Raw genomic sequence first — 22,187 nt, 5'->3', positions numbered from 1 at the left:
GTAGCTGGGTGCGGACTGCCCGCCTCGCACGCGACCGCTGCCGAGTGCGGTCACTCGGCAGCGGGGACGATCAGATCATTCCTGATCGAGGCGGCGCTGAGTCTGCTCGGGAGTCTCCTCGACCGTCGAGTCGTCGGTGTCGGCGGCGGCGTTGTCCTGGTCCTCGGTGACGAGTTCCCGGATCACCATGCGCGCCCAGGTGGTCACGACGCCCGGCGCGATCTCGAGGTCGACGGTCGTCTCACCCAGTGCGGCGACGGTGCCGTAGAGGCCCGCGGTGGTCATGATGCGGTCACCGACGTTCAGCGAATCCTGCAGTTCTGCGGTCTTCGCCATCTCCTTCTTCTGGCGGCGGATGCCGAGGAACATCGGCACCAGCAGGACGAGGATGAGGAGCGGGAACAGCAATTCCATCGTTGAAGTCAGTCCTTGAGGTTTGTCGGCGCGACCGGTCCCGTGCGGACCGGCGCAGTACACCAGTGTGCCATTACTCCCACGGCGCCTGCTGTGGTTCGTTCACACGCACCTCTATTCCGCCGGTCGCCGCCTCCGGGGGCGGCGTCAATCCGAGCTGCTCCCAGGCCGCTGCCGTCGCGACCCGGCCCCGCGGGGTCCGGGCGACGAGACCGGCGCGTACCAGGAACGGTTCGCACACCTCCTCGACGGTGCCGGGTTCCTCCCCGACCGCGACCGCCAGCGTCGACACCCCGACCGGTCCGCCGCCGAAGCTGCGGACCAGGGCGCTGAGCACCGAGCGGTCGAGCCGGTCGAGGCCGAGTTGGTCGACGTCGTAGACGGCGAGCGCGGCCCGCGCGACGTCCCTGGTGATGACCCCGTCCGCGCGGACGTCCGCGAAGTCGCGGACCCGGCGCAGCAGTCGGTTCGCGATGCGCGGCGTGCCGCGGGATCGGCCCGCGATTTCCGCGCTCGCCTCCTCACCGAGCCGGACACCGAGAATCCCGGCCGAGCGCAACAGGATTCGCTGCAGCTCGGGCGGATCGTAGAAGTCCATGTGTGCGGTGAACCCGAACCGGTCCCGCAGCGGTCCGGTCAGCGCGCCGGACCGGGTGGTCGCACCGACGAGCGTGAAGGGGGCGACCTCAAGCGGGATGGAGGTGGCGCCGGGGCCCTTGCCGACGACGACGTCGACGCGGAAGTCCTCCATCGCCAGGTACAGCATCTCCTCCGCGGGCCGAGCGATGCGGTGAATCTCGTCGATGAACAGCACGTCGCCCTCGACGAGGTTGCTCAGCATCGCGGCCAGGTCCCCCGCCCGTTCCAGCGCGGGGCCGGACGTCAGGCGCAGCGAGGTGCCCAGCTCGGCGGCGATGATCATCGCCATCGATGTCTTGCCGAGTCCGGGCGGACCGGACAGCAGGACGTGATCCGGGGTGCCGCCGCGCAGCTTCGCGCCGGCCAGCACCAGCTGCAGCTGCTCTCGGACCCGCGGCTGGCCGATGAAGTCGGTCAGCGACGTCGGGCGCAGGCTCGCCTCGACGTCCCCGTCGCCTGCAACGAGTTCGGCGGTGACCGGGGAGGTGTCGTCGTCGGGGTAGCCCGCGTCGTCGGGGAACCCGGTCACCGGGTCTTACCCAGCATCGCGAGCGCGGAGCGCAGCGCCCGCGACGTGTCGGCGTCGGGGTCCGCGGCAAGGACCGAATCGGTCGCCGGTTCGGCCTGCTTCAGCGGGAATCCGAGCCCGACGAGGGCCTCGACGATCTGGTCCCGGATCGGGCCTGCCGCGGGCGCGGAGGTGGGGGATCCGGGGGCCACCGGGACCGCCTCGACCTTGTCCCGCAGTTCGACGACCATCCGCTCGGCGCCCCGCTTCCCGATCCCCGGAACCCGGGTCAGCGCCGACACATTGCCCTCGGCGAGCGCCTTGCGCAGCGCCTCCGGTTCGAGGACCGCGAGGATCGCCATCGCCAGCCGCGGGCCGACACCGGACACCGTCTGCAGCAGCCCGAACAGGTCCCGCGACTCGGTGTCGTGGAATCCGTACAGGGTCATCGAGTCCTCGCGGACGATCATCGCGGTGACCAGTCGCGCCTCGGTGCCGCGCTGCAGCGTCGCGATGGTCGCCGGGGTGGCGTTCAGCCGGTACCCGACACCGGACGCCTCGAGGACCACGTGGTCGAGGGCGATCTCGAGCACCTCACCACGGACGGACGCGATCATCGTGTACCTGCCTTCTTCACCCTGGACCTGTTCAGTTCCGCGAGGCGCGCCTCGTACCGTCGCTTCTGGTCGGCGGCGGCCGCCTCGGCACGTGCCATCCGCTCGATCATCGGCGCCCGCCAACAGTGGCAGATGGCCAGCGCGAGCGCATCGGCGGCGTCCGCGGGCCGGGGCGCCTGCTGGAGACCGAGAATCCGGGTCACCATCGCGGTGACCTGCGCCTTGTCCGCGCGCCCGTTGCCGGTCACCGCCGCCTTGACCTCCGAGGGGGTGTGGAACCGGACGGGCACGCCGCGCTGGCTGGCGGCCAACGCGATGACACCGCCGGCCTGGGCGGTCCCCATCGCGGTCGACACCTGATGCTGCGCGAAGACGCGCTCGATCGCCACGACCTCGGGGCTGTGCACGTCCATCCAGTGACAGGCCGCGTCGTAGACGGCGTTCAACCGGATCGCCAGGTCCATGTCCGCGGGAGTGCGCACCACGTCGACGTCGAGCGCGGTCACCTGCCGCCCGCGCCCGGACTCGACCAGTGCGATACCGCACCGCGTCAGACCCGGGTCGACACCCATCACCCGCACGCGCCCACCTCTCGACAAAACTCACAGCCACTGCGAACAGCTGTTCGAGAGTATAGGCGCGGGCACCGACACCGGCCGGGACCAACACGACCCCGGCCGGGACGGCCCGACTCAGGCGTCGAGTTCGGCGAGCACCTCGTCCGAGACGTCGACATTGGTGTAGACGTTCTGCACGTCGTCGGACTCCTCGAGCGCGTCGACGAGCTTGAACACCTTGCGGGCCCCGTCGGCGTCGACCGGGACCTCGACGGAGGCGCGGAAGTCCGGGTCGGCGGAGTCGTAGTCGATGCCCGCGTCGACCAGGGCGGTGCGGACCGCGATCAGGTCACTTGCCTCGGCAACCACCTCGAACTGCTCGCCGAGGTCGTTGATCTCCTCGGCGCCGGCCTCCAGCACCACCTCAAGGATCTCGTCCTCGGAGCGGCCCGCCTTGTCGAGCACCACGACACCCTTGCGGGTGAACAGGTACGACACCGATCCCGGGTCGGCCATGTTGCCGCCGTTGCGGGTCATCGCGGTGCGCACCTCGCCGGCGGCGCGGTTGCGGTTGTCGGTGAGGCACTCGATCAGCACCGCGACACCGTTCGGGCCGTAGCCCTCGTACATGATCGTCTGCCAGTCGGCGCCGCCGGCCTCTTCGCCTGCGCCACGCTTGCGGGCCCGCTCGATGTTGTCGTTGGGGACCGAGGTCTTCTTCGCCTTCTGGATGGCGTCGTACAGCGTCGGGTTTCCGGCCGGGTCACCACCGCCGGTGCGCGCGGCAACCTCGATGTTCTTGATCAGCTTCGCGAAGGCCTTGCCGCGCTTGGCGTCGATCACGGCCTTCTTGTGCTTGGTGGTGGCCCATTTGGAATGGCCGCTCATACGTGAATTCCCTCTTCCCGTTGGTTGTCGTGGTGCGGGGTGTGTGGGTGCGCCCGCGGCGGCGCGGCGGCCACGGCGGGAAGCACACAGTAGCGCCAGTTTACCCGCGGTCCACCCTGGCCTGGCGAACCATGCCGACGAACAGCTCGTGGATGCGGCGGTCTCCGGTCACCTCGGGGTGGAACGACGTCGCCAGCACCGGACCCTGCCGCACCGCGACCACCCGGCCCGCGGCCGGTCCGTCGGGGACGGTGGCGAGCACCTCGACCCCCGCCCCGACCCGCTCCACCCACGGCGCGCGGATGAACACCGCCCGCATCGGCTCCCCCGCAACGCCCGCGACGTCGAGGTCCTCCTCGAACGAGTCGACCTGACGACCGAAGGCGTTGCGGCGCACCGTGATGTCGAGCCCGGCCAGGCAGTGCGCGTCGGGGCGGGTGTCGAGCACCTCCGACGCGAGCAGGATCATGCCAGCGCACGACCCGTAGGCGGGCATGCCAGCGCGAAGCCGGGCCCGCAGCGGTTCGAGCAGGTCGAACACCACGAGCAGACGGCTCATCGTCGTCGACTCGCCGCCGGGGATCACCAGCCCGTCCACGCCCGCGAGTTCCTCGGCGCGCCGGACGGTGATGGCCTCGGCCCCGGAGGCCCGCAGCGCGGCCAGGTGTTCGCGCACGTCCCCCTGCAGGGCGAGCACGCCGACCCGCGGCGCGGTGGGGGCGGGGGCGGCGGGTCGGTCGGCGGTGTCGAGGCTCGTCTGCACGGGTCGAGAATACGGACCGGTGTTGGCGATACCGACGGGCATGTCGGTCGATGCTCGGCCCGGGCGCCGCGATGCGTGCGGTGACGGGCCGCAGCATGACCGGCGGCTGATCCCCCGATCGACCGGTCCCGTCAACACCGCGGCCACCGCCGTCAGGTCATCGTCAAGATCGTCGGGATCCGCGGCGGACCGGCCGAGACTCGCCGCATGACCTCCACGCTGCTGATCCGGAAGCCCCGCGACCCCGCCGCGAAGCCGCCCGAACGGCACCGGCTGTCGGTGCCCACCGGCCTCGCGGGCCTGTCCCTGGACGCGATGGCGTCGGTGTCCTATGGGCCGGAGGCAATCGTGCTGGTGCTCGCCGCCGCGGGCGGGGTCGGGCTCGGGTTCACCCTCCCGGTGACGCTCGCGATCGCCGCGCTGCTCGCGCTGCTGGTGGCGTCCTACCGGCAGCTGATTGCCGCGTTCCCGAACGGCGGCGGCGCCTACGCGGTGGCCAGGGCCCGGCTCGGCGACCGCTCCGCGCTGGTGGCCGCGTCGTCGCTGGTGATCGACTACGTGCTCAACGTCGCGGTGTCGGTCGCGGCGGGCGTCGCCGCACTGACCTCCGCGGTGCCCGCCCTGCTCCCCCACACCGTGTGGATCTGCCTGGCCGTCGTCGTCGCCGTCACCGCGCTGAACCTGCGCGGCATCGCCGACAGCGCCCGCGCGTTCATGCTCCCGACCGTGGTGTTCGTCGCGAGCATCGCCGTCGTCATCGTGGCGGGCCTGCTGCGCACGGAGCCGCTGAGCGTCGCCGAGGGCGAGGCCGTCGCCACCAATGTCCAGGCGGTAGGCGTGCTGCTGCTGCTCAAGGCGTTCTCCAGCGGCTGCGCCGCACTGACCGGTGTCGAGGCGATCGCCAACGCGGTGCCCAGCTTCCGCGAGCCGCGGGTGCGGACCGCGCAGCGAACCGAGGTCGCCTTGGGAATCCTGTTGGGCACCATGCTGATCGGCCTCGCCGTCCTGATCGGCAAGTTCTCCCTGCACCCGGTCGAGGGCAGCACGGTGCTTGCGCAGCTCACCGAGGCCGCACTCGGCCGCGGGATCGGCTACTACGTGGTGCAGTTCGCCACCGTCGTGCTGCTCGCCCTCGCCGCCAACACCTCCTACGGCGGCCTGCCCACCCTGCTCCGGCTGCTCGCCGACGACCACTACCTGCCGCACCGGTTCGCGGTCCGCTCGGCCCGCGAGGTGTACCGGTATGGGGTGCTTGCGCTCGGCGGCTGCGCCGCGGTGCTCGTCGTCGCTGCCCGCGGCAACATGAACGCCCTCGTTCCGCTGTTCGCGATCGGGGTGTTCGTCGGGTTCACCCTGGCCCAGGCCGGGCTGGTCCGGCACTGGGTGACCGTGCGCAGCAGCGGCTGGCGGTGGCGGGCGGCCCTCAACGGGCTCGGCGCAACGACCACCGCCGCCGCCGCGCTCGTCACCACCGCGATGAAGTTCACCGAGGGCGCCTGGCTGATCGTGGTCGCGCTGCCCGCGCTGGTCCTGGCGATGGGCCGGGTGCGGGCCGCCTACACGGCCCTCGGCGTGCGGCTGCATCGCGGCGAGGTCCCGGGCCCGCCCACCCGCCGGGCGGGCACGATCGTGGTCGTCCCCGTCGCGGAGGTCTCGGAACTGAGCCGCGAGTCGATCGACACCGCACTCGCGTTCGGCGGCGACGTCGTCGCGGTCCGGGTCTGCCCGGCTGGTGAGTCCCCGAGCGCGTTCACCCGGGCGTGGGAGGCCTGGCATCCGGGTGTCCGCCTCGACCTTATCGACGGCGGCACCGAGGGGGTCGCCGCGCCGCTGACCCGGTACATCACCGAACACTTCGCCGGACGGCGGGTCGTCGTGGTCATCGGCGAGGTCGAGCCGGCAGCCGCCTGGCAGCGGATCCTGCCGACCGGGAACGGCGCCGACCTCGATCGCGCGCTGCGCCGCAACACCGACGCCGTGGTGTGCCGGGTGCGGCTGCGGCTCAGTCCCGCATGAGGCGGGTCATGCCCTCCTGCACGACGGCGGCGACGATGGTGCCGGACCGGTCGAAAATACGGCCCTGCGTCAGTGCCCGCCCAAAACCGGCGGACGGGGACGACTGGTCGTACAGCAGCCACTCGTCCGCCCGGAACGGGCGCAGGAACCACAGGGCGTGGTCCAGGGACGCCTGCTGGATGCGGACACCGGCGTGCGGCACCTGCGCCGACCCGAGCAGCGTCATGTCCGACATGTACGCGAGGGTGCAGATGTGGAAGACGGGGTCCTCGGGCAGGGTCCGCCGGTAGCGGAACCACACCTGCTGCTGGGCGGGCACCCCGGGGCGGCGGGTGATGACCTCCTGCGGCACGAACCGCAGGTCCCAGTCGGCCCACTCCCGGAACTCCCAGGACAGCTCCTCCAGGGACAGCGCCGTGTCCGGCAACTCGTCGGGGTCGGGCACCGGCGGCATCGTGTCGCCGTGCTCGATCCCCACGTCCCCGACGTGGAACGAGGCCGACATCGTGAAGATCGCCTGACCGTCCTGCACCCCGGTGACCCGGCGGGTGCAGAAGGACCGTCCGTCGCGCACCCGGTCCACCAGGAACACCGCCGGAATGGTCGGGTTTCCCGGCCGCAGAAAGTAGCCGTGCAGCGAATGGACCCGGAACGCCGGATCCACGGTCCGGACCGCGGACACCAGCGCCTGACCGGCCACCTGGCCGCCGAACGTGCGGGTCAGCATCGTCTCCGCCACGATCCCGCGGAAGATGTCCTTCTCGAGCTGCTCGAGTTCGAGAATCTCTTCGATCGACGACATGCCGCTCAACCTAGCAACGAGACGGCCCCGCATCGGTGCACGACGCGCGTCGCTGCGCTCGCCTTCCGATGCGGGGCCGTGTGGGGAATCAGCGGTGGGTCACCACCCGCGCTCGGCGAGCCGGTGCGGCTGTGTCAGGGGCCGCCCTCGGCCTGCGAATGCAGTCAGCTCACCAACCGCGCTCGGCGAGCCGGTGCGGCTGCGGGATCTCGTCGACGTTGATGCCGACCATCGCCTCGCCGAGGCCGCGGGAGACCTTCGCGAGCACGTCCGGGTCGTCGAAGAAGGTGGTGGCCTTCACGATCGCCGCGGCCCGCTCGGCGGGGTTGCCGGACTTGAAGATGCCGGAGCCGACGAACACGCCCTCGGCGCCGAGCTGCATCATCATCGCCGCGTCCGCGGGGGTCGCGATGCCGCCCGCGGTGAACAGCGTGACCGGCAGCTTGCCCTCCTTCGCGACCTCAACAACCAGCTCGTACGGTGCCTGCAGCTCCTTCGCCGCGACGTACAGCTCGTCCTCGCTCAGCGACCCGAGACGCCGGATCTCCGCGCCGAGGGTGCGCATGTGGGTGGTCGCGTTGGAGACGTCGCCGGTGCCCGCCTCGCCCTTGGAGCGGATCATCGCCGCGCCCTCGGTGATCCGGCGCAGCGCCTCGCCGAGGTTGGTGGCACCGCACACGAACGGGACGGTGAACTTCCACTTGTCGATGTGGTTCGCGTAGTCGGCCGGGGTGAGCACCTCGGACTCATCGATGTAGTCGACGCCGAGGGACTGCAGGATCTGCGCCTCGACGAAGTGCCCGATCCGGGCCTTGGCCATCACCGGGATCGACACGGCGGAGATGATGCCGTCGATCATGTCCGGGTCCGACATCCGGGACACGCCGCCCTGCGCGCGGATGTCGGCCGGAACGCGCTCGAGCGCCATCACCGCGACAGCGCCCGCGTCCTCGGCGATCTTGGCCTGCTCGGGAGTGACGACGTCCATGATGACGCCGCCCTTGAGCATCTCGGCCATCCCCCGCTTGACGCGGGCGGTACCAGTTGTGGGGGCGGTATCGGGGGTGCTCACGGCAAACTCCATCGGTAGTGGCTTCTCACTCGGAACCGTCCCGGACGCGGGCTCGAAGCTCGGCCCCCCGCCGGTCGTGAAGACGATCCTAGTGCCTCAGCGAATGGACCGGACCTCGGGCTCACCCGGCCGGGCGAGCACCGCGTGCACCTCCGCGACCAGGTCGGGCAGGTCCTCCGGATAGACCACCTCGCCGCCCGCCGCGACCGCCCGCATGTCGTCCGGGCTGCACCACCGGTGCCCGGAGATCGCGCGCCGCTCCAGCTCGGTGAAGCCGCCGCGCTGCGGCGTGAACGCGGTCCGGCGCAGCGCGAAGAACAGCTCCTCGGATCGGATCACGTCGCCGTCGTACGGGAACACCGCCACCCGGCGCCAGATCGGGCCGCGCAGTTCGTCGGCGGCGACGACGAGCCCGGTCTCCTCCCTGACCTCGCGGACCGCGGCGCCGCGCAGGCTCTCCCCCGACTCGACGCCGCCGCCGATGGTGAACCAGAAGTGCACGTCCGGCACCTGCGGGTCGTGCCCGCGCAGCAGCAGCACCCGGCCGTCGTCGTCGACCAGCACCACCCGCGCCGAGGTCCGCATCTCGTCGACGCCCTGCCCGGCGCCGGCCGACGCGGTGGTGCGTTCGGCGATCTCGAAATAGGTGGGCAGCGGTGCGGTTCCGCCGAGATGCAGCCAGCGCACCGGCCGCCGGGTGCGCAGCGCGAGGGTGTCTCGGACCGCGTCGTTGTGGAACCGGCGCGCGATCAGCACCCGCGCCTCCGCGTCGGCGAGCTCCGCCACCAGCTGCGGCGCGAGGGCCTGCCCGGGCACCGCGGCCAACGCCGCCGACAACTGATTCTCGGCGGACTCCCGGTCCGCCCGGTCCGCCCGTTCGGCGCGGTCGGCCAGCTCGCGCAGCCGCTGCCCGCCCAGCTCCGGCGGCGGCGCCGACCCGAACGCGTACCCGGTCGGCACCACCGCCGCGGCGACGGCCCGTGCGACGACGGCCCGGCGGGCCAGCGCCGAATCGAGTGCCTGCCAGGACAGGTCGGAGCGGACGTGCAGGCGGTCCAGCCGATTCGCGGTGCCGTACGCCCACACCCCGATCGCGACGAGGACCGCGACGACGAGGGCGACGACCAGGATCGTGGTGGCGGACAGGGTCATCAGGCCTCCACCCGCACGGGCTGGGCGCCGACGGTCACGGTCTCGTACACCCGCAGGATCTGCTCGGCGACCACCGGCCAGTCGTACTCGGCGACCACCTCGGAGGCGACGTCGACCAGTGCGCGGCGCTGGTCCGGGTCCGAGAGCACCCGGTCGATCGCCGCCGCCAACGCGGCCGAGTCCCCGATCGGGGTCAGCAGGCCCGCGGTGCCGTCGCGCAGCACGCGCCGGAACGCGTCGAGTTCGCTGGCGACCACCGGGACGCCCGCGGCCATCGCCTCAACGAGGACGATGCCGAACGACTCGCCGCCGAGGTTCGGCGCGCAGTACACGTCGACGCTGCGCAGGGCGGACGCCTTCTCCTCGTCGGTGACCTGCCCGAGCAGGTGCAGGTGCCGCGCGTACCGGCCCGCCTCCTTGCGGAGCCGGTCCTCGTCGCCGCGGCCGACGACCAGCACCCGCAGGTCGGGGTGTCGCTGCACCAGCTCGGGCAGCGCCCCGAGCAGCACGGCCATGCCCTTGCGCGGCTCGTCGTAGCGGCCGAGGAACAGCACCGTCCCGCCCCGGCGCGGATAGCCGTCGAGCGGTGCGGCGTTCGCGAACGCGGGCACGTCGACACCGTTCGGGATTTCGACGGCGTCCGAGCCGAGCGACTCCACCTGCCAGCGCCTGGCCAGCTCCGACACCGCGATCCGGCCGGTGATCTTCTCCAGGTACGGCTGCAGGACACCCTGAAACGTGCTCAGCACCAACGATTTCGTCGTCGATGTGTGGAAGGTCGCGACGATCGGACCCTCCGCGATCTTCATCGCGAGCATCGACAGGCTCGGCGCGTTCGGCTCGTGGATGTGCAGGACGTCGAAGTCGTTGTCGGCGATCCACCGCCGCACCCGCGCGTACGACACCGGCCCGAACGTCAGACGGGCGACGGACCCGTTGTACGGGATCGCGACCGCCCGGCCCGCGGACACCACGAAGTCGGGCAGGTCGGTGCCCTCCGAGGCGGGCGCGAGCACGCTGACCCGGTGTCCCCGCTCGATCAGCACCTGCGCGAGCTCGACGACGTGCGCCTGCACTCCCCCTGGGACGTCGAACGAGTACGGGCACACCATCCCGATCTTCACGTCACGACTCCATTCGGGCCAGGCGCGCCTCGGACAGGTCGGCGAGCCACAGCGGCTGCAGCATGTGCCAGTCCGCGGGGTGGGCGGCGATGTTCACCGCGAACCGGTCGGCGAGGGCCTGCGTCGCGGCCTGCACCCCGCCGCCGGTATCGAGCGGGGCGCCGACCGAGAACCCCCAGTCGTCCCCCTCGAACCAGCAGTGCACGGGCAGCAGCGCCGCCCCGGTCTCGATCGCGAGTTTCGCTGGCCCGGCGGGCATCCGGGTCGGTTCCCCGAAGAACGTCACCGGCACCCCGCGCGCGGCGAGGTCACGCTCGCCGAGCAGGCACACCACCCGGTTGTCCCGCAGCCGGTCCGCGAGCTGACCGAACGGCGGCGCCTCCCCGCCGCTGAGCGGGAAGATCTCGAAGCCGAGGCTTTCCCGGTACGCGACGAACCGCTGGTACAGCGACTCCGGCTTGAGCCGCTCGGCGACCGTTGCGAACCGGCCGTGCTTCTGGACCAGCCAGACCCCTGCCATGTCCCAGTTCCCGGTGTGCGGCAACGCGAGCACGACACCCGCGCCCGCGGCGAGACCAGCCTCGAGGTGTTCCTGCCCCTGGATCTTCGAGTCCAGCCGCCGACCCAGTTCGGCCTGGTCCATCGACGGCAGCCGGAACGCCTCCCGCCAGTACCGGGCGTAGGACCGCACCGACGCCCGGATCAGCTCGTCCGGCACCCGATCCGGCGGCACCCCGAGCACGCGGGCGAGGTTGCGCCGCAACTGGTCCGGCCCACCGCGCCGGGTGGCGAGGTCGGCTCCGAGGTCGAACAGCCGGGTCGCGACGCGGTCGGGCAGCGCCCGGACCAGGCGCCAACCCGCCGCGTACCCCAGATCGCTCGCCCGTTCCCCGAGGCTCACTGTGCCTCGCCATCGGGTGCGGCGATCGGCAGCAGGTCACGCGCACCGGGCGAGTTCCGCACCGCAAGCACCCGCTGAAACACGGTGATGACACTGGCGACGGCGAGCAGCCACATCGCCACGTACACCGCCCATTCCAGCCATCCGATACCGAAATGCCCCGCAATACCGGTCAATCCAGCCCCGACGAGGACGATGATCAGCCGGTCCGGCCGCTCGATGAGTCCGCCGTCGGCGGACAGGCCGCTCGCCTCGGCGCGCGCCTTCGCGTACGAGATCACCTGCGAGGTCACCAGGCAGATCAGCGTCGCGACCAGCAGTGAACGGCTGCCCTCGTGGTACACCGCCCACCAGGCGAGGCCGGCGAAGATGGCGCCGTCCGCGATCCGGTCACAGGTGGCGTCGAGCACCGCCCCGTACCGGGTGCCGCCGCCGCGGGCCCGGGCCATCGCCCCGTCCAGCATGTCGAACATCACGAAGAACCAGATGAGCATGGTTCCCCAGAACAGGTGCCCGGACGGGAACAGGGTCAGCGCGCCCGCCACGCTGGCGACGGTGCCGAACACGGTCACCACGTCCGGTGTCAGCCCGGTGCCGATCAGCGCCCGCCCCATCGGCGCGGTCACCTTCGACACCGACGCCCGCCCGAGAATGCTCAGCATCTCATTCGCCTCCGCTGCCGGTAATCGGCTCCTGCCACGCGGCCGACAGCAGCGCCCTGGTCTCACGCAGCAGCTGCGGCATCACCTTGGTGCCGCCGAGGACGGTGATGAAGTTGGCGTCCCCGCCCCACCGCGGGACGATGTGCTGGTGCAGGTGCTCGGCGAGCGACCCTCCTGCTGCCGCACCGAGATTCAGACCCACGTTGAACGCGTCCGGTCGCGACACCCGCTTGATCACGCGGATCGCCTGCTGGGTGAACGCCATCAGCTCGGCGGACTCGCCCGCGGTGAGATCCTCGAGCGCCGCGACCCGCCGGTACGGCACGACCATCATGTGCCCCGGGTTGTACGGGTACAGGTTGAGCACCGCGTAGACGTGCTCGCCGCGCGCGACGATGAGGCCCTCCTCGTCGCTCATCTTCGGGATCGCGGTGAACGGTCCCTCCTCCGACGTCGCCGCCTTCGGCGACTCGGCGATGTACGACATCCGGTGCGGCGACCACAGCCGCTGCAGCCGGTCGGGGTCGCCGGGCCCGGTGTCCACCATCGACCCCTCGGGCTGGTCGGGTGTCCCACTCATGTGAGGTCCCCGACGAGGTCCGCGGTCGGCGACGAGTTGTCGCGGCGGGCGATCCAGTCGGTGATCACCGCGATGGCCTTCGCGACCGGCACACCGTTGACCTGGGTGCCGTCCCGGAAACGGAAGCTGACCGCACCGGACTCGACGTCCCGCTCGCCCGCGAGCAGCATGAACGGCACCTTCTGCGTGGTGTGGGTGCGGATCTTCTTCTGCATCCGGTCGTCGCTGGCGTCGACCTCGGCGCGGATGCCCGCCTTGCGCAGGCCGCCGACCACGTGGTGCAGGTGGTCCTCGAACGCCTCCGCGACCGGGATGCCAACCACCTGGAGCGGGGCCAGCCACGCCGGGAACGCTCCCGCGTAGTGCTCGGTGAGCACGCCGAAGAACCGTTCAATCGACCCGAACAGCGCACGGTGGATCATCACCGGGCGGTGCTTGGCGCCGTCGGTGCCGGTGTATTCGAGCTCGAACCGCTCGGGCAGGTTGAAGTCCAGCTGGATCGTCGACATCTGCCAGCTGCGACCCAGCGCGTCCTGCACCTGCACGGAGATCTTCGGACCGTAGAACGCGGCCCCACCCGGGTCCGGGATCAGGGTCAGGCCGGAGGCCTCGCCGACCTCACGGAGCGTCGCGGTGGCCTCCTCCCACAGCGCGTCGTCGCCGACGAACTTGTCCGGGTTCTTCGTCGACAGCTCGAGGTAGAAGTCGTCGAGTCCGTAGTCCTTGAGCAGGCCGAGCACGAACTGCAGCGTGGTGGTCAGCTCGTCGCGCATCTGCTCCTTGGTGCAGTAGATGTGCGCGTCGTCCTGCGTCATGCCGCGGACCCGGGTCAGTCCGTGCACGACGCCGGACTTCTCGTAGCGGTAGACGGACCCGAACTCGAACAGCCGCAGCGGCAGCTCCCGGTACGACCGGCCGCGGGACCGGAAGATCAGGTTGTGCATCGGGCAGTTCATCGGCTTGAGGTAGTACTCCTGGCCCGGCTTGCGCACGGTGCCGTCCTCGTTGAGTTCCTCGTCGATGTGCATCGCCGGGAACATGCCGTCGCGGTACCAGTCGAGGTGACCGGAGACCTCGTACAGGTGTCCCTTGGTGATGTGCGGCGAGTAGACGAACTCGTAGCCCTCCTCGACGTGCCGCTTGCGGGAGTAGTCCTCCATCTCCTGCCGGATGATGCCGCCCTTGGGGTGGAACACCGGCAGCCCGGAGCCGAGCTCGTCGGGGAAGGAGAACAGGTCGAGTTCCGCACCGACCTTGCGGTGGTCGCGCCGCTCGGCCTCGGCCAGCAGCTCCATGTGCTCGTCGAGCGCCTCGCTCGATTCCCACGCGGTGCCGTAGATGCGCTGCAGCTGCGCGTTCTCCTGGTTGCCCCGCCAATACGCGGCGGAGCTGCGGGTGATCTTGAACGCCGGGATGAACTTGGTGGTCGGGAGGTGCGGGCCGCGGCACAGGTCCTTCCAGATCACCTCGCCGGTGCGCGGGTTGAGGTTGTCGTAGATGGTCAGCTCGGTGCCGCCGACCTCCATGATCTCCGGGTCGTCGATCCCGGACTTGTCGCTGATCAGCTCGAGCTTGAACGGCTCGTTCGCGAGTTCGACGCGGGCGTCCTCGATGTCGTCGACGACGCGGCGGGAGAACCGCTGCGCGTCCTTGACGATCTTCTTCATCCGCTTCTCGAGGCGGGTGAGGTCCTCGGGGGTGAACGGCTCGGCGACCTGGAAGTCGTAGTAGAAGCCGTCCTTGATCGGCGGGCCGATGCCGAGCTTCGCGTCCGGGAACTCCTGCTGCACCGCCTGCGCGAGGACATGCGCGCAGGAGTGCCGGATCACGCTGCGACCGTCGTCGGTGTCGGCGGCGACGGCCTCGACCTCCACGTCGACGTCCGGGGTCCAGGACAGGTCCTTGAGGGTTCCGTCGGCGTCCCGCACGACGACGACGGTGTCGGGGCCCTTGGTCGGGAGGCCGGCCTCACGGACCGCCGCACCGGCGGTAGTCCCGGCAGGCACCCGGACGCGGGCGGCTGGGGCTACGGATGCAGGCGTGGTCACGGCGATGTGCTCCTCGGTGTACGGGCCGACACGACGTCGGCACGGCAGATGAGCCCTCATGCTATCGGCACCGCCGACCGTTCGGCCCGTACACCCGGTCCGGTGCGCCTACAGGCCCGCCAGCCGCGCGGCACGCACCTCCGGCCGCTGATGCGGGCAGCTGACGCACTTGGCCCGGTCGGCGGCACCGGGATCGGCACCGGCGACCGCCGCGGACGCGCGGTAGATCAGGCAGCACGACGTGCGGCGCAGGAACCTGCGCGGACCGACGTCGACGAACCTCGGCACCGGGAGCGGCGGCCCGATCAGCTCCGCGAGCCGGACCGCGAGCGCGCTGCCCGCGGCGGGCGAGCCGAGCCCGGCCCCCGCGTCGAGCGCCCGGTTCCCGAGCGAGTCCGCGGCGATCGCCCACAACGCGGGCACACCGGCGCCGCTGGCCTGCGCCAACGCGGCGATGATCGCCTCGAGGGTGTCCCGCAGGCCGGCGGCCAGCTGCTCCGGTCCCCGCACCGTCGCCTCGGTGTGCAGCGCGTCGAGGTAGCCGTCGGGGCGCAGCGTCGCGGTGGCGTGCGCCAGCGCCGGGTCGGGCGCGACCCCGGCGCGCAGCAGTCCGGTGGTCGCGGGCGCCAGCAGCGTCGAACTCGCCGAGTACCACCACAGGGTGCCGTTGACCCTGCGGTCCCGGCAGGTCCACCGGCGTCCGGTGTCCGCGATCCGGGCGTCGAGCCAGTCCGCGTCGGTGAGCAGCGTCGCCCTCATCGCGCCTCCACCTCCTCCTCGGCCAGCCCGGTCACCGACAGCGACCGGGCCCCGGTCGCCGGGTCGGTATGCACGGATCCGAGTATCCCGAAGACATCGGCAAGCAGCGGCCCGTCGAGTACCAGGGCGGGGTCACCGGCCCCGACCACCGCGCCGTCGTGCAGGACCGCGATCCGGTCGCAGTACTCGACGGCGAGCCGCAGATCGTGCAGCGTCACCACCACGGCGAGGCCCTCATCGGCCAGCCGCCGCAGCAGCCGCATGACGGTCAGCTGGTGCCGCAGGTCCAGGTGGTTGGTCGGCTCGTCCAGCAGCAGCACCCGCGGCCGCTGGGCGAGGGCGCGGGCGATCGAGACCCGCTGCCGTTCCCCACCGGACAGCGCCCGCACGTCCCGGTCGGCGTGCGCGGTCAACCCGACCTGGGCGAGCGCGTCGTCCACGACGGCCGTGTCCCGCCCGCTGGCGCGTTCGAGCCAGCCCAGGTGCGCGGCGCGGCCGAGCCGGACCGATTCCCGCACCGTCAGCCCCGGCGCGCTCGGCGGTTCCTGGGTGCTCGCGGCGAGTTCCCTCGCCAGCTCCCGCCGCCCGATCGTCGCGGAGTCCCTGCCCCCGACCGCGATCAGGCCCGCGCTCGGCCGCATCGCCCGGTAGCAGCAGCGCAGCACCGTGGTCTTGCCGCTGCCGTTCGGGCCGACGAGCGCCAGCACCTGCCCCGGGGCGACCTGCAGGTCCACCCCGGCCAGCACCTCGCGGCCGCCGAGCTCGGCGCGCAGTTCGTGGATGGCCACCGCGGCGCTCATGCGTCCTCCCGCCGAAACTGGCGGTACAGCATCACCACGAACACCGGCGCACCGACCAGGGCGGTGACGACACCGACCGGCAGCTCGGTGCTCGCACTGACCGCGCGGGCGGCGAGGTCCGCGAGCACCAGCGCCACCGCGCCGAGCAGCGCGGCCACCGGAAGCAGCCGCATCGCGCCGAGCCCGACCAGGAAGCCCGCCACGTGCGGGATCAGCAGTCCGATGAACCCGATGCCGCCCGCGACGGACACGGCGGCCGCCGCGAGTACCGAGACACCCAGCAGGACGAGCACCCGGAAGCGGCGCACGTTCATGCCGAGCGCGGCTGCCCCGTCGTCGCCGGCGTGCAGCAGGTCGAGCCAGCGCGCCGACGCCAGCGCGGCGGCGCCGATGACGGCGAGCGCGACCGCGGGCCACACCGCGGTGGACCAGCGGGCATCACCGAATCCGCCAGCAAGCCAGCGCAGCACCGTCGACAGCTGGTGCTCGTCCGCGATCACCAGCAGCACGAACATCGTCAGCGCGGTGAACACCTGGGCCATCGCGACGCCGACCAGCACCACGCCGGTCACGTTGTGGTGCCTGCCGCCGATCGCGAGGGCCGCGACCAGCGGCACCAGCGCGCCGAGGAACGCGGCCGCGGGCACCGTGAACACCCCGAGCAGGCCGGTGCCCACGCCGAGCACGGTGACCAGCACGACCCCGAAACCCGCGCCGGAGGACACCCCGAGCAGGTACGGGTCGGCGAGGGGGTTGCGGGTGACGGCCTGCGCGAGCGCGCCGCCGAGCGCGAGCGCGGCACCGACCGCGGCCGCGGTCAGGGCGCGGGGCAGGCGGGAGTCGAGGACGATCCGTTCCCTGGCCTGCGACCACCACGGGTCGAAGGCTCCCCCGCTGATCCGGTGGCCGACGATCGCCCACACGTCGCCGACCGGGATCCGCACCGAACCGAACGACACCGCGAGCGCGATCGCCACCGGTAACGCGACGAGGAGGCCGAGAATCAGTGCGGGCGTTGCGATCCGACGGGCCGCTTCCGGGGCGTCCGCGGCAGGGGTCGACGCGGCGGGCGCCGCGACGACCGTCATCCGGTCACCCCCGGCACGGTCGGATGCAGCCGCCCGGCGAGCTCGCGCACCGCGTCGACCATCCGCGGGCCCTCGAAGAAGTTGCCCAACGGCAGCACGACGATCCGGTCCTCGCGGACCGCGGGGGTCGCCGACATGATCGGGTGCCCGCGCAGGTAGGCCAGCTTCTGCTCGACCGGCGCATTGCCGTAGTCGAGGACGACGATCGCCTCCGGCGCGCGTTCGCCGACCGTCTCCCAGGTGGTCGTGGTGTATGGCTTCACACCGTCGGCAGTGATGTTGCGTGCGCCCGCGTACTCGGCGATCAGATTGCCGATCCCGACCCCGCCGATGGTCAGCGGCTCGTTCTCGCCGCCGTCGTAGAAGAAGGTCGGCACCGGCGCCGCGCCAGCCGCGGTGAGCCGCTCGCGCATCTCGGCGAGCGGCTGGGTGATCTCGGCGGTCAGCGTCGCGGCCGCCTCCGGGACACCGAGCAGGGCACCGAGATCGGCGAAGTCCTTCTCCAGCAGCCCGATCGACGGGAAACCCTGCCCGCAGTACTCGGAAAACAGGAAGGTGTCGATGCCCGCCGCCTCGAGCAGGTCGCGGTCCCGGCCCTCCTTCGCGTCGAAGGCGCTGCGCATCCCGCCGACGACCAGATCCGGTTCGAGGTCACGGATCTGCTCGGCGGTCGGGTACTGCCGGGCCAGGCTCGGGATGGCGCGGAACCGGTCGGCGACCTCCGGCATCGGGTTCGGGGTTTCCCCGTAGCCCATGCCGACGATCCGGTCGGCGACGCCCATCAGGATCAGCACCTCGGTGACGTGGGCGTTCATCGGGATGATCCGCTGCGGTGGCGCGTCGAAGGTGGTGGTGCGCTCGCAGTTGGTGACGGTGACGGGCGTGGGGAACGGCTGCGCCGCCGCGTGTTCGGCGGCGCCTGCGTCCCGGGAGCAGCCGGTCAGCGCGAGGGTGGCGACGAGTGCGAGAGAAGCGATGCCGCGTCGCTTGTGGTGAATGTTCACGGGGACCTCGGGGTTCGGGGGTCCACCAGCGCAGCATCCGACACGGCACCGGCCGATCCGCCGGCGCACTGACCGGACTTCCGCTCGTGGACCACGACGATGGGGAGTCGCACGACGATCGGCAGGTAATCGGGCTCACCGCTGCGAGAGCGGCCTACCGTTGCGGGCCAGCGCCGGACTTCGACCGGACTTCCCCTGCGCGAACGCCTGTAGTGCTGCGGGCAGTATGCACTGTCAGAGCGGGGACTCGAGCAAGGGGTGCTCGATCCCGATCCACCCGCCCGCCATGTCGATCGCGCCGAGCACCCACAGCGTCGCGACCACGACCAGCGCGGTCCCGAGCCCCGCCAGGATCTTCACCACCGGGGACTGCCTGCCGAACCACTCCATGAACTCGTCGTACTTGCCCTTCGCGAACCGGAGCAGGCGGTACGCCCAGGTGAACTCCGAGCCGAGAATCCCCAGCCCCGCGAACACGATCAGCCAGCCCGGCCCCGGATACGGGATCGCGATGATGCCGACCGCGAGAACGAGCGTCCCGACGACACCGACCGCGATCCGGTAGCTCAGGTTCAGGACCGGGTTCGCGGCGATCCGCCGTCGTGCCCGCATCCACCGGTTCTCGCTGCGCGCCTGTGCCGTCACCCGGTCAACGGTACCGAGCGACCCGCAGCACGGCCGCGGGTCGTCACCGCTCCAGCAGGGCCCGCCACGCGTCGACCTTCGCCAGGGCCGGCGTCGCGGCGTTCGCGGGGCTGGTGGACGGCAACCGGGCGAGGGTCACGCCGGCGGGGTGCGCACCCGCCGCAACCACCGACCGGCGGTAGGCCATCTCCGCCCGGGCGCCGTTGAAGAACACCCGCTCGATCGCGGTGTGCCGCGAATAGAGGGCGGCGAAGTCGTTCGGAACCTCGGAGCGGACCTCGATGTCGGCGTCCGCGCTGCCCGTCCTGCGGCACGCCTTCAGCACGTCCCACAACGCGACGCCGTTGTCCTGCAGGGTCCGCAGCCGGTGCGGGTAGGGCTGGTCGGGTCCCGCGCCGAACAGTTCGCCCATGATCGGCCAGAAGCTGTTGCGGGGATTGGCGTAGTACCTGCCTGCAACGAGGGACGGCGCGCCGGGCATGGACCCGAGAATTAGGGTGTGGGAACTGTCGTCGACAACGGCGGGGAACCCGTGAACCAACGTCATGGCGAACCATTAGACAGCAAAAAGGCGGCCGCGAGAACCCTCGCAACCGCCTTTTCTGCTGTGGTCCCGGCTGGGATCGAACCAGCGACCTTCCGCGTGTGAAGCGGACGCTCTCCCACTGAGCCACGGGACCGTGCCGCGGAGATCAACTCCGGCGGCCGAACGAGGAGAAAACTAGCACGGTCCAGTGATGGTTGGAAAACCGGCAGGTCACACGGCTGCACGCCCGCACGAGGACGTTCCCGACCCCCTCCCGGCCGGGGACACCTCGCCCGCGGGTTCCGCATCCGCCCGCCCGCCACCTCGATCCGGGACGGAAGGGCCCGGCCCCTCGCCCACTGGCAGGTGAATTGCACCGCTGTTGTTTGCATTCACCGGAGTTGACCAGGCGATTTGTCGGCCCCGACCCCGTGGGCTAATGTTTCATCTCGCAGCACGGAGGCAGCAACGCCCCCGGGATTGCAATGCGGATGTAGCGCAGCTGGTAGCGCATCACCTTGCCAAGGTGAGGGTCGCGGGTTCGAATCCCGTCATCCGCTCGAGAGGTTGGACTCAACCTTGCGGTGGAGTGGCCGAGTGGTGAGGCAACGGCCTGCAAAGCCGTGCACACGGGTTCGATTCCCGTCTCCACCTCTCATGCACGACCGATAGACGCGCGCGATTAGCTCAGCGGGAGAGCGCTTCCCTGACACGGAAGAGGTCACTGGTTCAATCCCAGTATCGCGCACCATAGTTCGACGAAAGGACCCCGGATTTCCGGGGTCCTTTTTTCATTCCCCCGTTCCGGCGCGAGCGGCGCTCTGCCCGCCTCGCGGCCAGGCACGCGCGCCGACAGAATCCCCGGAAATACATCCTGACCAGCCGAATTGTGGTCTGCGCGCTCCATGGGCTACTGTTCCTTCTCGCAGCCCGGAGGAAGCAACGCCCCCGAGATTGCAATGCGGATGTAGCGCAGCTGGTAGCGCATCACCTTGCCAAGGTGAGGGTCGCGGGTTCGAATCCCGTCATCCGCTCGAGAGGGTGATCAACCCCCGCGGTGGAGTGGCCGAGTGGTGAGGCAACGGCCTGCAAAGCCGTGCACACGGGTTCGATTCCCGTCTCCACCTCGCACGAAGGTGAAACCCGCGCGATTAGCTCAGCGGGAGAGCGCTTCCCTGACACGGAAGAGGTCACTGGTTCAATCCCAGTATCGCGCACCATAGTTCGACACGAAGGGCCCCCGGCATGCCGGGGGCCCTTCGTGGTGTCGTCGGTCCTGCTCGGCGTCCCGGTGCGCCGATCTGCGGACCTGCCGCCCGATCGGGTATGTACTGGTGCAGACAATCGCCGCATCGAGAGGACGCCGCCATGGTCATCGCCGCCGATGCGCCGCCGCCGGGAGTTCCGCCTGCCGGGTCCCCGCGCCGGACCGACCCGATGCTGATGGCGGTCGGTGCCGCCGCGGGCGCGGTCGACCTGCTGCGGTGGTCCACGCGCGGCGTCCTCGGCGCGGCCCGCGTCGTCCCCGGCGTTGGCCGGTCCCTCGACGCGCTGGCGTCGACGGCGGCCGAGCGCGGCGCCGCGGCACTCGGTGCCGCAACGGAGCTGGGCCGATCGGTGCTGCGCGGCGCCGTCCGCGAGGTGGTGGCCGCCGCGTTGCTCGAGGTCGACCTGACCCGGATCGTGCGTGAGCACGTCGACCTCGACCTGATCGCCGCGGGCATCGACGTCGACCGGATCGCCGCGCGGGTGGACGTGGCTGCCATCGTGCGCCGGATCGACCTCGACGCGATCGTCGACACGGTGGACCTCGAACGCCAGGTGCGCCGGATCGATCTCGACGCGATTGCCGCCACCCTCGATCTCGACGTGCTCGCGGCGGGCATCGATGTGGACGCCGTCGCCGCCCGCATCGACATCGATGCGATCATCGCCCGCCTCGACCTGATCGGGCTCGCGAACCGCATCATCGACGGCGTCGACCTGCCGCAGATCATCCGCGACTCGACCGGGTCGCTGTCCGAGGAGGCGGTGCGCGGGGTCCGCAGCCAGGGCATGCAGGCCGACGACGCGGTCGCCGGTTTCGTCGGCCGCCTGTTCGGCCGCGACCGGCACGATCACGGGTACCCGAGGACCGGCGAGGGGGCCGGCCGGTGACGCCCGCCGTTCCGGAACGCCGACCGGCCGGGATCGTCACCCGGGGCCTCGCCGCGGCGGTCGACCTCGGTGTCGTGCTGACGCTGCTCGGCCTCGGCTACCTCGCGCTGGTCTTCGTCCGACTGCTCCTCTCGCCGCAGGCGTTCAGCTTTCCCGCACCCGAACTGCTGATGTCGGTGACGGCATGGCTCGGCACGTCGGTGGTGTACCTGACCGGGTGCTGGGCGACGACCGGGCGCACCGTCGGGTCGCTAGCGATGGGGCTGCGGGTCACCACGCGCTGGCACCGGCGGGTCCGTTGGGCGACCGCACTGCTGCGGGCGCTGGCGTGCGTCTTCTTCCCGATCGGGCTGGTCTGGGTGGTCGTCGACCCGCGGCGCCGGTCGATTCAGGACATCGTGCTGCGCACCGTGGTCGTGTACGACTGGCGGCAGGACCTGGACACCGTCACGGCCTGACGCGGGA

At 71.3% G+C, this 22,187-nt stretch carries 23 protein-coding genes, 7 tRNA genes and 1 riboswitch; of the genes, 9 read left to right on the top strand and 21 right to left on the bottom strand.

Translation table 11 applies throughout. The annotated features are described in order from the left end of the window. Window positions 1-75: 75 nt before the first annotated feature. The 6 genes from yajC to pdxT form a co-directional block, all read right to left on the bottom strand. A complete protein-coding gene (gene yajC / locus ACFWQG_RS03710) occupies window positions 76-414 on the bottom strand; it encodes a preprotein translocase subunit YajC (protein WP_378506231.1) in 339 nt (112 codons plus the stop codon). 73 nt (window positions 415-487) lie between these two features. Beyond that, window positions 488-1,582 carry a Holliday junction branch migration DNA helicase RuvB gene (gene ruvB / locus ACFWQG_RS03705; RefSeq protein ID WP_378506230.1) on the bottom strand — a complete coding sequence of 365 codons (1,095 nt, stop codon included), beginning with the start codon at window positions 1,580-1,582 and terminating at the stop codon, window positions 488-490. Continuing rightward, on the bottom strand, window positions 1,579-2,178 hold the full coding sequence (ruvA, locus tag ACFWQG_RS03700; RefSeq protein WP_378506229.1) for a Holliday junction branch migration protein RuvA: 600 nt from the start codon (window positions 2,176-2,178) through the stop codon (window positions 1,579-1,581). The genes ruvB and ruvA overlap by 4 nt, the downstream gene beginning before the upstream one ends. Continuing rightward, entirely contained in the window at window positions 2,175-2,759 is a 585-nt protein-coding gene (gene ruvC, locus ACFWQG_RS03695; RefSeq protein ID WP_378506228.1) for a crossover junction endodeoxyribonuclease RuvC, read from the bottom strand. Before ruvC ends, ruvA begins: the two co-directional genes overlap by 4 nt. A gap of 111 nt (window positions 2,760-2,870) precedes the next feature. After that, a complete protein-coding gene (locus ACFWQG_RS03690; protein WP_378506227.1) occupies window positions 2,871-3,623 on the bottom strand; it encodes a YebC/PmpR family DNA-binding transcriptional regulator in 753 nt (250 codons plus the stop codon). 100 nt (window positions 3,624-3,723) lie between these two features. Continuing rightward, entirely contained in the window at window positions 3,724-4,320 is a 597-nt protein-coding gene (gene pdxT / locus ACFWQG_RS03685; protein ID WP_378506400.1) for a pyridoxal 5'-phosphate synthase glutaminase subunit PdxT, read from the bottom strand. A gap of 273 nt (window positions 4,321-4,593) precedes the next feature. Between pdxT and ACFWQG_RS03680 the strand changes: the two genes are divergently transcribed. Further along, the gene (locus tag ACFWQG_RS03680; RefSeq protein ID WP_378506226.1) at window positions 4,594-6,402 is read left to right on the top strand and encodes an APC family permease; all 1,809 of its coding nucleotides are present in this window, start codon (window positions 4,594-4,596) and stop codon (window positions 6,400-6,402) included. On the opposite strand, the gene ACFWQG_RS03675 is transcribed toward ACFWQG_RS03680, so the two are convergent. The 15 genes from ACFWQG_RS03675 to ACFWQG_RS03605 all read right to left on the bottom strand — a co-directional run bounded on the left by ACFWQG_RS03675 (window position 6,389) and on the right by ACFWQG_RS03605 (window position 19,719). Next, window positions 6,389-7,204, bottom strand: coding sequence for an acyl-CoA thioesterase (locus ACFWQG_RS03675; protein ID WP_378506225.1), 816 nt, complete (start codon window positions 7,202-7,204; stop codon window positions 6,389-6,391). The two genes, ACFWQG_RS03680 and ACFWQG_RS03675, sit on opposite strands and share 14 nt — an antisense overlap. Before the next feature lie 169 nt (window positions 7,205-7,373). Continuing rightward, window positions 7,374-8,288: a pyridoxal 5'-phosphate synthase lyase subunit PdxS gene (gene pdxS / locus ACFWQG_RS03670; RefSeq protein ID WP_378506224.1), complete on the bottom strand. Its 915-nt coding sequence runs from the start codon at window positions 8,286-8,288 to the stop codon at window positions 7,374-7,376. An 84-nt stretch (window positions 8,289-8,372) separates the two neighbouring features. Next, the gene (locus ACFWQG_RS03665) at window positions 8,373-9,428 is read right to left on the bottom strand and encodes an NUDIX domain-containing protein (RefSeq protein ID WP_378506223.1); all 1,056 of its coding nucleotides are present in this window, start codon (window positions 9,426-9,428) and stop codon (window positions 8,373-8,375) included. Continuing rightward, window positions 9,428-10,552 carry a glycosyltransferase family 4 protein gene (locus ACFWQG_RS03660; RefSeq protein WP_378506222.1) on the bottom strand — a complete coding sequence of 375 codons (1,125 nt, stop codon included), beginning with the start codon at window positions 10,550-10,552 and terminating at the stop codon, window positions 9,428-9,430. The genes ACFWQG_RS03665 and ACFWQG_RS03660 overlap by 1 nt, the downstream gene beginning before the upstream one ends. A 1-nt stretch (window position 10,553) precedes the next feature. Continuing rightward, window positions 10,554-11,453 (bottom strand): phosphatidylinositol mannoside acyltransferase, encoded by a 900-nt coding sequence (locus ACFWQG_RS03655; RefSeq protein ID WP_378506221.1) that lies wholly within the window; start codon window positions 11,451-11,453, stop codon window positions 10,554-10,556. Continuing rightward, window positions 11,450-12,115 (bottom strand): phosphatidylinositol phosphate synthase, encoded by a 666-nt coding sequence (gene pgsA, locus ACFWQG_RS03650; RefSeq protein ID WP_378506220.1) that lies wholly within the window; start codon window positions 12,113-12,115, stop codon window positions 11,450-11,452. The genes ACFWQG_RS03655 and pgsA overlap by 4 nt, the downstream gene beginning before the upstream one ends. A 1-nt stretch (window position 12,116) precedes the next feature. Then, window positions 12,117-12,695 (bottom strand): HIT family protein, encoded by a 579-nt coding sequence (locus ACFWQG_RS03645; protein ID WP_378506219.1) that lies wholly within the window; start codon window positions 12,693-12,695, stop codon window positions 12,117-12,119. Then, entirely contained in the window at window positions 12,692-14,743 is a 2,052-nt protein-coding gene (gene thrS, locus ACFWQG_RS03640; protein ID WP_378506218.1) for a threonine--tRNA ligase, read from the bottom strand. Before thrS ends, ACFWQG_RS03645 begins: the two co-directional genes overlap by 4 nt. A gap of 108 nt (window positions 14,744-14,851) precedes the next feature. Continuing rightward, window positions 14,852-15,502 carry a hypothetical protein gene (locus tag ACFWQG_RS03635; protein WP_378506217.1) on the bottom strand — a complete coding sequence of 217 codons (651 nt, stop codon included), beginning with the start codon at window positions 15,500-15,502 and terminating at the stop codon, window positions 14,852-14,854. After that, the gene (locus ACFWQG_RS03630; protein WP_378506216.1) at window positions 15,499-16,302 is read right to left on the bottom strand and encodes an ABC transporter ATP-binding protein; all 804 of its coding nucleotides are present in this window, start codon (window positions 16,300-16,302) and stop codon (window positions 15,499-15,501) included. Before ACFWQG_RS03630 ends, ACFWQG_RS03635 begins: the two co-directional genes overlap by 4 nt. Continuing rightward, window positions 16,299-17,390, bottom strand: a complete 1,092-nt coding sequence (locus ACFWQG_RS03625) for a FecCD family ABC transporter permease (RefSeq protein WP_378506215.1) — start codon at window positions 17,388-17,390, stop codon at window positions 16,299-16,301. The genes ACFWQG_RS03630 and ACFWQG_RS03625 overlap by 4 nt, the downstream gene beginning before the upstream one ends. Then, window positions 17,387-18,394 (bottom strand): ABC transporter substrate-binding protein, encoded by a 1,008-nt coding sequence (locus tag ACFWQG_RS03620; RefSeq protein WP_378506214.1) that lies wholly within the window; start codon window positions 18,392-18,394, stop codon window positions 17,387-17,389. The genes ACFWQG_RS03625 and ACFWQG_RS03620 overlap by 4 nt, the downstream gene beginning before the upstream one ends. Window positions 18,395-18,496: 102 nt before the next feature. After that, a riboswitch (cobalamin riboswitch) is annotated at window positions 18,497-18,620 on the bottom strand. 8 nt (window positions 18,621-18,628) lie between these two features. Beyond that, window positions 18,629-19,006 (bottom strand): TIGR02611 family protein, encoded by a 378-nt coding sequence (locus tag ACFWQG_RS03615; RefSeq protein ID WP_378506399.1) that lies wholly within the window; start codon window positions 19,004-19,006, stop codon window positions 18,629-18,631. 76 nt (window positions 19,007-19,082) lie between these two features. After that, entirely contained in the window at window positions 19,083-19,586 is a 504-nt protein-coding gene (locus tag ACFWQG_RS03610) for a DNA-deoxyinosine glycosylase (protein WP_378506213.1), read from the bottom strand. A 61-nt stretch (window positions 19,587-19,647) separates the two neighbouring features. Then, a tRNA-Val gene (locus ACFWQG_RS03605) sits at window positions 19,648-19,719 on the bottom strand. A 333-nt stretch (window positions 19,720-20,052) separates the two neighbouring features. Here ACFWQG_RS03605 and ACFWQG_RS03600 point away from each other — a divergent pair. From ACFWQG_RS03600 to ACFWQG_RS03565, 8 genes are all read left to right on the top strand, one after another. Next, window positions 20,053-20,125: transfer RNA gene (locus tag ACFWQG_RS03600), tRNA-Gly, on the top strand. A 23-nt stretch (window positions 20,126-20,148) separates the two neighbouring features. Continuing rightward, window positions 20,149-20,219 (top strand) — tRNA-Cys (locus tag ACFWQG_RS03595). Window positions 20,220-20,241: 22 nt separating this feature from the next. Next, window positions 20,242-20,316, top strand: a tRNA-Val gene (locus ACFWQG_RS03590). A gap of 210 nt (window positions 20,317-20,526) precedes the next feature. After that, window positions 20,527-20,599, top strand: a tRNA-Gly gene (locus ACFWQG_RS03585). 22 nt (window positions 20,600-20,621) lie between these two features. Next, window positions 20,622-20,692 (top strand) — tRNA-Cys (locus ACFWQG_RS03580). 18 nt (window positions 20,693-20,710) lie between these two features. Then, window positions 20,711-20,785: transfer RNA gene (locus tag ACFWQG_RS03575), tRNA-Val, on the top strand. 148 nt (window positions 20,786-20,933) lie between these two features. Beyond that, entirely contained in the window at window positions 20,934-21,722 is a 789-nt protein-coding gene (locus tag ACFWQG_RS03570; protein WP_378506212.1) for a hypothetical protein, read from the top strand. Then, on the top strand, window positions 21,719-22,180 hold the full coding sequence (locus ACFWQG_RS03565) for an RDD family protein (RefSeq protein WP_378506211.1): 462 nt from the start codon (window positions 21,719-21,721) through the stop codon (window positions 22,178-22,180). Before ACFWQG_RS03570 ends, ACFWQG_RS03565 begins: the two co-directional genes overlap by 4 nt. Window positions 22,181-22,187 lie beyond the last annotated feature (7 nt).

Source organism: Rhodococcus sp. NPDC058532 (assembly GCF_042719255.1).
Taxonomy (GTDB): domain Bacteria; phylum Actinomycetota; class Actinomycetes; order Mycobacteriales; family Mycobacteriaceae; genus Rhodococcus_G.
Note: the sequence above shows the minus strand (reverse complement) of the source record. Positions and strands in the feature narration are given on the sequence as shown.